This window comes from Mycobacterium sp. NGS51 (assembly GCF_059812525.1).
Window position 1 is genome coordinate 103,739 of record NZ_JCALCV010000007.1, and the last position, 12,164, is coordinate 115,902.

The 12,164-nt window shown below is 65.3% G+C and carries 13 protein-coding genes; 2 read left to right on the plus strand and 11 right to left on the minus strand.

The genetic code is table 11. From position 1 onward, the window contains the following. Positions 1-165: 165 nt before the first annotated feature. Positions 166-1,803 carry a fatty-acid--CoA ligase FadD5 gene (gene fadD5, locus AC5Y5W_RS10870; RefSeq protein WP_499887933.1) on the minus strand — a complete coding sequence of 546 codons (1,638 nt, stop codon included), beginning with the start codon at positions 1,801-1,803 and terminating at the stop codon, positions 166-168. Positions 1,804-1,927: 124 nt separating this feature from the next. Here fadD5 and AC5Y5W_RS10875 point away from each other — a divergent pair, with 124 nt between their 5' ends. Then, entirely contained in the window at positions 1,928-2,620 is a 693-nt protein-coding gene (locus tag AC5Y5W_RS10875; RefSeq protein ID WP_499887935.1) for a GntR family transcriptional regulator, read from the plus strand. Positions 2,621-2,661: 41 nt separating this feature from the next. Here the strand turns inward: AC5Y5W_RS10875 and AC5Y5W_RS10880 are convergent, their stop codons facing one another. Then, on the minus strand, positions 2,662-3,102 hold the full coding sequence (locus AC5Y5W_RS10880) for an SRPBCC family protein (RefSeq protein WP_499887937.1): 441 nt from the start codon (positions 3,100-3,102) through the stop codon (positions 2,662-2,664). An 88-nt stretch (positions 3,103-3,190) separates the two neighbouring features. Beyond that, complete coding sequence (locus AC5Y5W_RS10885) at positions 3,191-3,661, minus strand: acyl-CoA thioesterase (RefSeq protein ID WP_499900127.1); 471 nt, start codon at positions 3,659-3,661, stop codon at positions 3,191-3,193. Positions 3,662-3,675: 14 nt separating this feature from the next. Here AC5Y5W_RS10885 and AC5Y5W_RS10890 point away from each other — a divergent pair, with 14 nt between their 5' ends. Next, a complete protein-coding gene (locus AC5Y5W_RS10890; RefSeq protein WP_499900126.1) occupies positions 3,676-4,794 on the plus strand; it encodes an alcohol dehydrogenase catalytic domain-containing protein in 1,119 nt (372 codons plus the stop codon). Here AC5Y5W_RS10890 and AC5Y5W_RS10895 read toward each other — a convergent pair. From AC5Y5W_RS10895 to AC5Y5W_RS10930, 8 genes are read right to left on the minus strand one after another with little or no spacing between them, the layout of a single operon-like run. Then, positions 4,764-5,675 (minus strand): alpha/beta hydrolase, encoded by a 912-nt coding sequence (locus tag AC5Y5W_RS10895; RefSeq protein ID WP_499900125.1) that lies wholly within the window; start codon positions 5,673-5,675, stop codon positions 4,764-4,766. The genes AC5Y5W_RS10890 and AC5Y5W_RS10895 overlap by 31 nt on opposite strands. Positions 5,676-5,677: 2 nt before the next feature. Continuing rightward, positions 5,678-7,177, minus strand: coding sequence for a flavin-containing monooxygenase (locus tag AC5Y5W_RS10900; RefSeq protein ID WP_499900124.1), 1,500 nt, complete (start codon positions 7,175-7,177; stop codon positions 5,678-5,680). Continuing rightward, the gene (locus AC5Y5W_RS10905; protein ID WP_499900123.1) at positions 7,159-7,893 is read right to left on the minus strand and encodes an SDR family NAD(P)-dependent oxidoreductase; all 735 of its coding nucleotides are present in this window, start codon (positions 7,891-7,893) and stop codon (positions 7,159-7,161) included. Before AC5Y5W_RS10905 ends, AC5Y5W_RS10900 begins: the two co-directional genes overlap by 19 nt. Next, complete coding sequence (locus tag AC5Y5W_RS10910; protein ID WP_499900122.1) at positions 7,890-8,642, minus strand: HpcH/HpaI aldolase family protein; 753 nt, start codon at positions 8,640-8,642, stop codon at positions 7,890-7,892. The genes AC5Y5W_RS10905 and AC5Y5W_RS10910 overlap by 4 nt, the downstream gene beginning before the upstream one ends. Then, entirely contained in the window at positions 8,639-9,613 is a 975-nt protein-coding gene (locus AC5Y5W_RS10915) for a zinc-binding dehydrogenase (RefSeq protein ID WP_499900121.1), read from the minus strand. Before AC5Y5W_RS10915 ends, AC5Y5W_RS10910 begins: the two co-directional genes overlap by 4 nt. Before the next feature lies 1 nt (position 9,614). Then, complete coding sequence (locus AC5Y5W_RS10920; protein WP_499900120.1) at positions 9,615-10,838, minus strand: cytochrome P450; 1,224 nt, start codon at positions 10,836-10,838, stop codon at positions 9,615-9,617. Next, entirely contained in the window at positions 10,835-11,539 is a 705-nt protein-coding gene (locus AC5Y5W_RS10925; RefSeq protein ID WP_499900119.1) for an NIPSNAP family protein, read from the minus strand. The genes AC5Y5W_RS10920 and AC5Y5W_RS10925 overlap by 4 nt, the downstream gene beginning before the upstream one ends. Next, positions 11,539-12,105 carry a hypothetical protein gene (locus AC5Y5W_RS10930; RefSeq protein WP_499900118.1) on the minus strand — a complete coding sequence of 189 codons (567 nt, stop codon included), beginning with the start codon at positions 12,103-12,105 and terminating at the stop codon, positions 11,539-11,541. Before AC5Y5W_RS10930 ends, AC5Y5W_RS10925 begins: the two co-directional genes overlap by 1 nt. Between the last annotated feature and the right edge of the window lie 59 nt (positions 12,106-12,164).

Consider the following 12,164-nt stretch of genomic DNA (forward strand, 5'->3'; position numbering starts at 1 on the left):
GTGTCGCACGCGTCCTCCTCGCCCTGTATTCGCGGGTGTGACCGCCGTCTCCCTACTGGCAGGTAGTAAGAGAGACCACAGGACCATACCCGATGGCTCGCTCTGCTGGCACCGCATCTGCACTATTGACCCTTTGTCAGTCTCACCTGGAGTGTTTTCGTTATGTCAGCCTGCTGCCTCGGCCCCAGGATCGCTTGACACAGACGCGCTTTCGGGAGGGTTCGGCGCGCCGTAGCGAGTGCGCAGTTCGGTTTTGAGAACCTTTCCGGCCGGGTTGCGGGGCAGCGCGTCGACGATCTCGAGCCCTTTGGGGTGCTTATAGCGCGCGAGTCGTTCGGTGAGGAATTCGTCGAGATCTGCTAGGCGCAGGTCGGTCTGGGACACCGCCGCCACGGCAATCGGTACTTCGCCCCACTTTTCGTGCGTGCGGCCGATGATGGCGACCTCGACGATGCCCGGGTGGGCAGCGAGCACGTTTTCCACTTCGGCGCAGTAGATGTTCTCCCCGCCGGAGATGATCATGTCCTTCTTGCGGTCGACGACCCACACGTAGCCGTCTTCGTCCATCCGAACCAGGTCACCCGAATGGAACCAGCCTCCGGCAAACGCTTCGGCGGTAGCTTCGGGGTTGTTCCAGTAGCCGCTCATCAAGGTCGGTGCGCGGTAGACGATTTCGCCGACCTGGCCGACGGGCACGTCGTTCATGTCGTCGTCGACCACCCGGGCAGCGACGGTGGGGATCACCTTGCCGACCGATCCACGCTTACGGATCGCGTCTTCGCCGAGCAACATGCAGGTGACCGGCGACATCTCGGTCTGTCCGAACGCAGCCAATATCTGCGCTCCCGGAAAGGTTTCCGACATCTGCCGCAGCAGCGTGTCGGATGCCGGCGCCGCGCCCCACGAAATGACCCGCAACCGAACGTCACGGGGATTGGCTTGTTGCGCAGCACATACCGCCTGCCATTGGGCCGGCACCAAAAAGATGCCGGTGACTCGTTCGGCGGCCAGTACGTCGAGCAACTGACCGGGATCGAATGCGCCTAACGGGTGGATCACCGTCGGAATCCCCAGCAGCATCCCGGTCAGCATGTTGCCTACCCCGGCGATGTGAAAGAACGGGACGCCGATGAAGCCGACGTCGTCGGCGTCTACGCCGTGGGTGTACAACCCGGTCATTGTTTGACCGGTGAGATTGGTGTGCGTAAGTACCGCGCCCTTCGGCCGCCCGGTGGTGCCCGAGGTGTACATGATCAGCGCCGGCGAGTCATTGGGGATGTCCACCGGTTGGTTGCTATCGCCGGACTCGGCGATCAGTTCTTCGTACCCCTGCACGCCTTCTTCGCTCGCACCGCCGGCGACGATGATCTTGCCGAGCACCGGGGTGAGGTTTGCGACGCCGGTCGCCACCGCGGCCAGCACGGGTTCGGTGATGATCACCCGCGCCTCGCAGTCCTCGACAAGAAATGCAATCTCGGGCGGCGTGAGCCGGAAGTTCACCGGAACCGCGATCGCGCCGAGCATGTTGGCGGCCAGCACCGACTCGACAAACTCGGTCCGGTTCAGCATCAAGATCATCACCCGGTCCCCGAAGCCCACCCCGCGGCGGCTCAACGCATCGGCCAACGCGGTGACCCGGTGCAGGAGTTCGGCCCACGTGATGGTGTTGCCCAGGAACCTCAATGCCGTCGCACCGGGCTGCATCAATGCATGCCGTTCGAGTTGGTTCACCCAGTTCTGCCGTCGGGCGCGATACGGCTGGTCGGTGGCGGTGGTCTGCTCGCCGGAGAGCTGCGCGGTCAACTAGTGAATCCCTTCGTCGCACGTACGCCATGAAGTTGATATTTGATAAAACATAGTGTTGTCTGGGTCACACTATGGTCTTCGCGCCGCGAAGACAAGTCCCGATGACAATACGAAAGGGCCCGTGAACGCACCGACTCCTATGCAGCGTCGCAGCCGGCTTCCGCTGCGCCGCGCGCAGCTATCCGACGAGGTGGCGGGCCACTTGCGGGCGGCGATCATGTCCGGTGCACTGCCGCCGGGGACGTTCATTCGACTCGATGAGACCGCGGCCAAACTCGGAGTCAGCGTTACGCCGGTGCGCGAGGCGCTACTGAAACTGCGCGGCGAGGGCATGGTGCAACTCGAGCCGCACCGTGGTCACGTCGTGCTGCCGCTCACCCGGCAGGACGTCGACGACATTTTCTGGCTGCAAGCCACCATCGCCCGGGAGTTGGCCACGACAGCCACCGAAAACATCACCGATGCCGACATCGATGAACTCGAGCGCGTCAACGAAGCGCTCTCGGCAGCGGTGGCGACCACCGACACCGAGGCGGTTGCGGCGCTGGAGTTCGCGTTTCACCGGACCTTCAACCACGCCACCGGACGGATCAAGCTGGCCTGGTTTCTGCTGCACGTCGCAAGGTATATGCCGTTGCTGGTCTACGCCGCGGACGGGGACTGGGGCAGGGCCGCCGTCGATAACCACCGGCAGCTGATCGCCGCACTGCGCGGCCGCGACGTCGACGCCGTCGTCGAACACACCGCTTGGCAGTTCGCCGACGGCGCACGTCGCCTGACCGAAAAGCTGGACCGCAGCGGAATCTGGGGCTAAACACCCCATCCGCATCGGCCGTCACGGCGAACAGCCAACGGTTATGAGTTGGTTGGTTGCTCGGCGCGCTGCTTGAGGTTGTCCGCCAGGTAGTCCAGTGCGTTGTTGATCATCTTCTTGACCATCGGCGCGGGTACCGGCATCGCGGGCTCGACATCCATGTCCACGGTCAGCAGCGACGTCGCACCCATCTCCACCACGCTGAACAACTGCTCCTGCTTTTTGAACAGGTCGCCCTGCTGCATCACGGTCTGGATCTGGGTCGGGCTCGGGTAGTACACCGCCTGGATATAGGTGCCCTCGATGCCCTGCACGGCGGTGTCGAGCCGCAGCTGGCTCGGCCGGCCGTCGTCGTAGCGGGCCAGCACCCAAAGACCTTTGATCTCTTCGTTCCATTGCGGATACGACTCGAAGTCGGCGACGATGGCCATGATCGAAGCCGCGTCGGCCGCGACCTCGACGGTCTTGCTCACGATCGGCATCGGGCTAGGTTATCTGACGCGAAACAGAAGCCATGGTCGTGATTTCGGCCGGATCCACAGCCCTCACTTCTGCGTCACGGCGCCGACGCTAAGAGTCGACACAGGCCGTCGACAGCAGCGCACGAATACCCTCGGGAATCGGTTGCGCTTTGCGGCTGACGCGATCGACGTAGACGTGGACCCAGTGTCCAAGTGCGGTGATCGCCTGCGGCTCGTCGTCGGCGGCGCGGAAAACCCCCAGCCGATAGGTGACGCTGCTGCGTCCCAGCCGAGTGACCGCCAGGCCGACGATCAGGCGCTCCGGGAAACGTAACTCGGAGAAGTAGCGACAACCCGATTCGGCGACGATGCCCAGCAACGGCATGGTGAGCGGATCGACGCCGACGCTGGTATTGATCCAGCCGTTGATCGCGGTATCGAAAAGTTGGTAGTACACCGCATTGTTGAGGTGACCGAACATGTCGTTGTCGGCCCATCGAGTGTGGACCGGCCAATGCACCGGAAAGTCGCGGCTAGTGAGTCCGTCCGGGGCGGGCGGCCCCTCAGAAAACACCGTCATGGTTGTATTCGAACATGCTCCACATTCGAGGCGCCGTGCTGGAGCGCATCGGATCCCCTCGGCCCTACGCGCAATCGCGGCCGATCAGCGTCGACGATCTTGACTTGGCGGGCCCGGAAGCCGGTGAGCTGCAGGTCCGTATCGAAGCTGCCGGCGTATGCCACTCCGACCTGTCGGTAGTCAACGGCAACCGGGTCCGACCGGTGCCGATGCTGTTGGGTCACGAAGCGGCCGGAATCGTCGAACGAATCGGTGCGGATGTCGCAGACCTGAGCATTGGTCAGCGGGTAGTGATGGCATTTCTGCCGCGCTGCGGCCACTGCGCGGCCTGCGCCACCGAAGGATTGACGCCGTGCGAGCCGGGCAGCGCTGCCAACACCGCCGGCACGTTGCTGGGCGGCGGGATGCGGCTGAGCCGCGACAGCCGGCCGGTGTACCACCACCTTGGCGTGTCAGGTTTTGCCACCCATGCCGTCGTGCACCGCGCCAGTGTCGTTCCCGTCTCACCCGATGTTCCGCCTGCTGTGGCGGCGCTGCTGGGGTGTGCGGTGCTGACCGGTGGAGGTGCGGTGCTCAACGTCGGCAAGCCACGGCCAGGTCAGACGGTGGCCGTCGTCGGACTGGGCGGCGTCGGCATGGCTGCCGTGCTGACCGCGCTGGCCTACCACGACGTCCGCGTCGTCGCCGTTGACCAGCTACCCGAGAAGCTCACGGCCGCAAGCAGTCTCGGGGCACACGAGATGTACACGCCGCAGGCGGCCGCCGATGCCGGCGTCAAGGCGCCCATCGTCATCGAGGCCGCCGGCCACCCCGCCGCGTTGCAGACGGCGATCGAGTTGACCTCGCCGGGCGGCCGGACGATCACCGTGGGCCTGCCGCCCCCGGATGCCCGAATCAGCGTGTCGCCGTTGGGTTTTGTCGCCGAAGGCCGCTCCCTGATCGGCAGCTACCTGGGTTCGGCGGTACCTGCGCGGGATATCCCGCGGTTCGTCGAACTGTGGCGCGCGGGCCGGCTGCCGGTGGAGTCCTTGGTGTCGTCGACGATCTCGCTCGACGACATCAATGTCGCGATGGATCGACTCGCTGACGGCACCGCCGTGCGTCAGCTCATCGCTTTCGACGCCGGCCCGTAGAAGATCCGCTGCAGCGCCCGGCCCTGCAACTCGAAGAGCTGCTGCGAGATTTCCCAGTCGGGCAGCAGCGAATCGAAGCCATGGCAGGTGCCGGGAAAAAGATGCACTTCGGTGGCGATGCCCGCGCGCAACAGTCGCGCCGCGTAGTCAAGTGCTTCGTCGCGAAGCGGGTCGATTTCCGCGCAGCTGATGAACGCCGGCGGCAATCCGGCCACTGAGGTGCGCCGTGCCGGCACCGCAGCTGCGGATGCGCGCGCGTCGCCCAGGTAATACCGCCACATCAGGGTGGCGGCGGGGCCGTCGAACGCCGGGGTGGCCGTGAATTCGGTTTTCGACGCGGTGTTCCGGTCGTCGAGCACCGGCTGATGCAGCAGCTGAAACACCACACCAGGGGCCGCGCGTTGCGCGAGACACGCTGCCAACGCGGCGCCGGCGCTGCTGCCGGCGACGGCCAGCCGGGACGCGTCGATATCGAGGTGCCTCGCATTGGTGCACACCCAACGCAGGGCCGCGACGGCATCGTCGAGCCCAGCCGGATAAGGGTTTTCGGGCGCGAGCCGGTAGTCAACGGATATCACCGTGCAATATCCGCGACGGGCCAGCTCGACGCACTGGCGGTGATCGATGTCAAGGTTGCCCAGGACGAACGCTCCGGCGTGACAGTAGACGACGGCAGGCGCCGGCGACGGCCCGCCGCGATAGATCCGCACCGGCACCGACCCGGCGGTCTCGGTGCTGACTGCCAGCCCGGTGAGGTCGGTGTCTGTCGCCGCCAGACTGCGGCGCTGGTTGAGCGACTCGCGGGTCGGGCCAATCATGTCCAGTGACAGATCTGTGCGTGTTGTCGCGACCGCACGCACGACCGGGTCGAGTCGCTCCACCGCTAGCCGCTTCCTAGGTGGGCGGTTGGCTTGACGGCAGGTACCGGGTCAAAGGTGAAATCGGCGGGCTTGAATCGCCGTGTCATTCCCCAAAAGGCGCGCGCGCTGCGCGGCCACTGCGTGACGACGCGTCCGTTGGGCGCGCGAAAGTAGTTGCTGCACCGGGTGGTCCAGACAGTGCCCTGCATCCATTGGTCGATCTTGGCCAGAAACCGGACCATCGCGGCGGGCTGCACCGACACGTACGACTTACGTTTGCGCCGCAGATATTTCAGCACCCGCACGATGTAGCGCGCCTGCGCTTCCAGCACAAAGATCACGCTGTTCGACCCGACGTTGGTGTTGGGGCCGTACAGCGTGAAGAAGTTGGGAAATCCCGGTACTGCCATGCCCAGATAGGCGTGGGCTCCGTCGCGCCAGACGTCACGCAACGTTCTCCCGCCCTCGCCGACCACGTCGATCTCGCCGAGATAGTCGGCGGCGGCGTAGCCGGTGGCGCACACCACCACATCGACGTCGCGTTCGGTGCCGTCCTCGGTCACCAGAGACCGGGCCCGCAGAAACCGCGCCGGGCTGTCGAGGACCTCGACATTGGGCCGGCCCAGCGCCGCCAGGTAGTCCGACGAGAAGACCAGTCGCTTGCAGCCCATTGGGTGGTCAGGAGTCAACCTGCGGCGCAATTGTTCGTCGTCGATCGTCTTTTCCAGCAGACGCAAGGCGATGTCGGTGAATTCCCGGGTCTTGTCGCTGCCATGCTCGATCACGGAGATGTTCGCCTCGCTGCGTAGCCATAACCGGGTGCGGTACAGCCTCTTCGCCATCGGGATGTGGGCGAATACCCAACGCTCCCTCGGGCTGTACGGACGATCCGGCTTAGGCAGTATCCAGGTCGCCGAGCGTTGCACCGAATAGACCTTGGCGGCGACCTTGGCCAGCTCCGGCACCAGCTGCGCGGCGGTCGATCCGGTTCCCAGGACGGCGATGCGCGCGTTCTCGAGGTCGACGGAATGGTCCCACCGAGACGAGTGCAGCACCGTTCCGGTGAACGGCTGCTCCTCGACAAGGTCGGGCAGTACCGCGCGGGTGAACAGTCCGACAGCCGAGACCACCATGTCGAAGCAATGGTGCTCGCCGGTCGTGGTGGTCAACCGCCACTGCTGTGAATTCGGGTTCCACTGTGCCGAACGTATCTCGGTGCCCAGCTGCAAATGCCGGTTCAGGTCATAGTGTTTGGCGCAGTGTTCGAAGTACGCCAGGATCTCCGGCTGGCCGGACCACAGCCGGGACCAGTGTGGGTTCAGCGCGAACGAGTAGGAGTACAGATGTGACTTCACGTCACAGGCCAGCCCCGGATAGGTGTTGATTCGCCATGTTCCCCCGACGCCGTCCTCGCGGTCGAAGATGGCGAAGTCGTGAAAGCCGGCGCGGGCCAGTAATATTCCCAAAGCCAACCCGCCTGGCCCGGCCCCGATGATGCCGACAGTCATTGAATTGCGAGGCATTGCCCACCGTCGACGACGAGTTCGGCGCCGGTGATGAACGACGCCTTCTCCGACACCAAAAAGGCGACCGCGTCGGCGACTTCGGTCGGCTGCCCGATACGGCCGGACACCGACGTTGCCACTAACCGTGCTTGAGTGACATCGTCGAGCATCGGCGTCGCGATCGGTCCGGGAAACACCGCGTTGACCCGGATACCCGATGCGGCCAGTTCGGCCGCCGCGGTTTGGGTAAGCCCGCGCAGTGCCCACTTCGAGGAGCCGTATGCGGCGTGTCGCGGAAAGGCCCGGATCGCGCCGGTACTGCAAGTGTTGACGATGGCCGCGTCTTTTGCGGTCCGCAATTGATCGAGCGCGGCGCGGATACCCAGGAATGCGCCCAGACAATTGACCCGCCAAGCGGTTTCGAACCCCTCGACAGATTCCTCGTCGATGGCCGCCCGGTGCAGCACGCCCGCATTGTTGACCAACACGCTCAACGCCCCGAACCGATCGACGACCGTGGCGACAGCCTCGCCCCATTGAGACGCCGACGTCACGTCGAGCGCAACCGCGATCACCGCGTCGTCGTGCATCGCGTCGACGGCGGCGATCAGTTCCGGGGCGCTGATGTCAGCGGCCGCGACGCGAAACCCGTCGGCGCGCAGTCGTTCCACGATGGCCCGGCCCTGTCCGCGGGCGGCGCCGGTGACCACGGCGACGCGGTCGTCCGTTGTCATGGCGACGTTGCCTCGTGAAGATGCTGGAGTGCACCGCACCGCAAGGCTTGGGATTCCGACATCAAGGTGATCATGTGAAATTCCAGTTCGGCCATGACGCGGCCCGTCGTCCCGCTTCCGGCGTGCACTCCAGTGACCAGGCCCGCCGTCGAGGCCGCGCGATGAATCGTGGCCATCGCCTCGCGCACGTCTGGATGGCTATATGCTGCCGCGACCGGCACGCCCATGGATAACGCGAGGTCGGCGGGTCCGACGTAAATACCGGTAAGCCCTGGGACAGCGCAGATCCGCTGCAGGTCCGCCAGTGCTGCCGCAGTTTCAATCATCGCGAATACGCTTGCCCGGGACTCTAACTCGGCAGTGTCGCGGCCCAGGCTCGGCCGCAACGGTCCGAAGCTGCGCACTCCCGATGGGGGGTATCGGGTAGCGGCAACGGCGGCGGCGGCCTGGTCGGCCGATTCGATCATCGCGATGACGACAGCGTCGGCACCGGCGTCGAGCACTCGCCCGATCGGTGCCGGGTCGGCCGAGGGCACTCGCACCACCGTGGCGATCGGCACATGCTCCAGGCGGCGCAACATCGCGGCGACGTCAGCATCGCCGAGGTAGCTGTGCTGAGTGTCGAGACCGACGTAATCGTAGCCGGCGCGGGCGAATTCCTCGGGCCCGATCAGTGTCGGCCCGGTGACCCAGCCGCCCCACAGCGGAGTTTTCTCGTTTAACGCCTGTCGCAGCCGGCTTCCGGTCATGTCGAACCTGCGATCGCAATCTTGACGCGCTCCGGGGCCGGGCGACAGGCCAGCTCGAAAGCGTCCTGGACATGGGCTATGTCGAAGGTGTGGGTGAGATAGGTCGTGAGCAGTTCGGGATGCTCGGCGGCGAACTTGTTGGCGAGGTCCAAAACCCGCCGGCGTTCCAAGGTGACACCGGATTTCAGCGTCAGGTTGTTGCGCAGCATGGTGCGCATGCTGATCGGATAGCTCTCGTCGTCGGCGACGCCGAAATAGCAGATCGTGCCGCCCGGCGCGGCGGCGTCGATGGCGTGACTGAGGGTGGCGACTTGATGGCCGACGGCTTCGATGACGATGTCGGCCCGGTCATTTCGGGCCAGCTGGCTGACCCACCGGTCGCTGGTGGCGCGCACCATGGTGTCGACGCCGAATGCTGCTGCCACGCCGGCCCGGTCGATGGGGTCCACGCCGGTGACGTGCCGGGCGCCCGCCGCCTTGGCCACATAGGAGAACAGCAGTCCGATCGATCCCTGCCCCAGGATTGCGACGGTGCGACCGTCCAGTGCGGGCAGCTGCTCGACGGCGTAGAGCACACACGCCAACGGCTGCAGGCCGATCGCTTGTTGCGGTGTCAGCGCCGGGTCGTACGGGGCGAGGCCGTCGCCGTCGCTGACCACCCGTTCCATCAATCCGTCGAACCCGGACGCCCAACCCACCAGCCGGTCCCCGGGCCGGTGCTCGGGGTGGCGGCTGGCGATCACCTCGCCGACGACTTCGTGGATCGGGTAGCCGTCTTTTTCGGCGCCGCTGCGGCCGTCGTCTCCCGGAAGCCGGCCCCGCACACCGCGAAACGCCGGCAGATCGCTGCCGCAGACTCCGGCTGCCAAGAACCGCAGCAACACCTGGCGATCACCAAGGCACTCCGGGGTCTTGTCGTCGATGGCGGTCCGCTCGAACTGATAGGGAGCGACGATTCGGTAGGACCACACGTCAGACCTCCACCGGGACGCTGCTCCAGCCCCACTGGAAGCTGGACGCCGGCCGGAATGCGGCTTCGCTGATGATCCGGTAGTCGGGCACTCGCCGCAGCCACTCGTGCACCAGGATCTCGATCTCGAGGCGGGCGAGGTGATAGCCCAGGCAAAAGTGCTGACCGCGCCCAAAAGCCAGCGATCGTTTGATGGGCCTGTTCCAGATGAACTCGTCGGGCTGCGGATATTCGCGTTCGTCGCGGTTGGCCGACGCTAGCAATGTGATGATCCGCTGTCCCGGCCGGAGTGTGGTGCCGTGCATCGTGAACGGTTTTCGTGCGGTCCGCGCAAACCATTGCGCCGGTGCGCAATAGCGGACCATCTCATCACGCACCACAGGCACGTTGTTTTCCGGATCCGCCCGCACGGCCGCCAATTGAGCCGGGTGCTGGCCGAGTTCCCACAGTCCATGGGCGACGATTTTGGGCACGGTCTCCGTCCCGCCGATCAACACGCACAGCAACTGGGTCGCCGCCTCGACGTCGTCGAGTGCGCTGCCGTCGGGCAGTCGGTAGTCGAACAACCCGTCGACGACCGGTAGCTCACCGTCGGACGAGCTCGCACGCCGGCGCTTGACGACGGGAGTGAGGTATTCCAGATAACCGGGGCGAGCCGTTGCGGTGTCGACTCCGGCCTCGGGCTGGGGCAGGCTGCCGGCATTGACCGCGGCGAGTATGTCTGCCGCCAGATCTGTTGGCAGGCCCAGCAAGTCGCACACCATCGCGGCGGCCACAATGCCGCCGTAGTCCTGGGTCAGATCTAGGCGTCCACGCGGTAGCAACTCATCCAGCCGCTGGTTGGCCAGCTCACGGATTCGCGCTTCGTACTGGGTCACCGATCGCGGGCGCAGCGGCCGTCCGTGCGCCCGGCGGATGCCGTCGTAGATCGGCGCGTCGAACATGGCGTGAAACGGCAGCGGATGTAACGGCGGGTCAGGCACCGGTCCGTCGTTGTGGTTTGCCAAAACCGTTGCAGCGGGCAGGGTTCCCTCAGAAGCGACGAAGGTTCCGTCGTTGACTTCCAATACCCGCCAGATGTCCTCGAACCGCGAAACAGCGTAGGTGTCCCACTTGGGAATGTAGTAGAGCGGGTGGTGATTCCGCAGCTCCCAGTAGTACGGCAGCGGATCGTCCATCACCGCCGGATCGAACGGGTCGTAGGTAAAGCTCTGTGCCGCAGTCATTGCAGCGGCGACGGCGGTAGCGCCTGCAGGATCGAGTCTTCCCAACCGTCGCGCAACGCGGGGGCCACACTCATCCAGGTGACGATCTCGGCGGGCGGGTTCTCCTTCCAGGACGGGTAGTGCTCGGCGAAGCATTCCCAGCCGCCATCCAGCGCCCAATAATGAATGACCTCGTTGTAGCGGAAGGTGGTGGTGAACGAGCCGAGCCAGCGCTTTCCGGTCCGCTCCGACCACGGCACGTACAGCCGTTCCAGCTCACGGATGTAGTCGTCCTGACGTCCGGGTTTGGTTTGCATGATCTCCTGGATCACCACGGTCGCATCGAAGTTCGCCTCGCGCAGCTGGGTGAGCGTCTTGTTGCTGGGCCCCGGATACATGATCCGGCCCTCCCCTGACGCTGCGATCTCCGACAGGAATGCCGACCACTTGGCCGCCTGCGCCTCGTGGCTGCCGCCGCGCGCCTGCGCAGCGCCGATGCGCGCGTAGTCGGCGAACGTGTCGATTTCCCAGATCACGGTGACCTGCGGCCAGTGACCGTTGTAGGTGCTGGTTTCCCACATCCCGAACAGCCGGGCGCCGAGGTCGGTCATCATCGGCTGGTAGCTGTCGGTGAACACCTCGGCGAAGCGGTCGCTGCGCCCGCAGCCCAATGCGATGGTCTCGTGCAGATAGAGCAGCGTGTGGTTGTGGTACGTGCGCATCAATCGACCAGGATCAGTTCCGAACCGACCGGCGAACACGTTTTGAGGTGGCTGCGCAAGCTCTCGGTGGGGCCGACCGGCAACGCCGTCCCGGCCGCCGCGAGCGCGTGGCGTTTGAAAGACCGTGCGGCCGCGCTGAGCACGTGCTGTGCGGCAGCTGTCCGACGATCGACCGCCAACGGCCAATCGTCACCCCACAACGTGACGTCGGTCAGACTGTGGTCCAGTGCCTCGAGCACCGCGTCCCGAATGCGCGAGTCCACCGCCAAGGCCCCGGCGCTGACCGCCAGCCCCGATCCGGCCAGTGGTGTGCTCAGCTCAGTGTGCAGATCCAAGCAGCGCACCCCCAGGATTTGCAGTGGCCGAACGTCCTGGTTCTGCGGCAACAGGACATTGACCTCCCATCCGGCCATCACCCGGTCGAACAACCAACCGCCGGCCGAGCACACCACGTCGACAACGTCGGACGCCAGAACATCAAGCCGATACTTCGGGCTTTGCCGGGCGTCTTCGCTTCGGCGTGAACGGGGCTTTGACGCAACGCTAATCACGGTCGACGTCGTCATCGCATCATCCTCAGTGCGTAACGGGGCTGAGCGGCTGCAGTGGGACCGCACCGCAATCG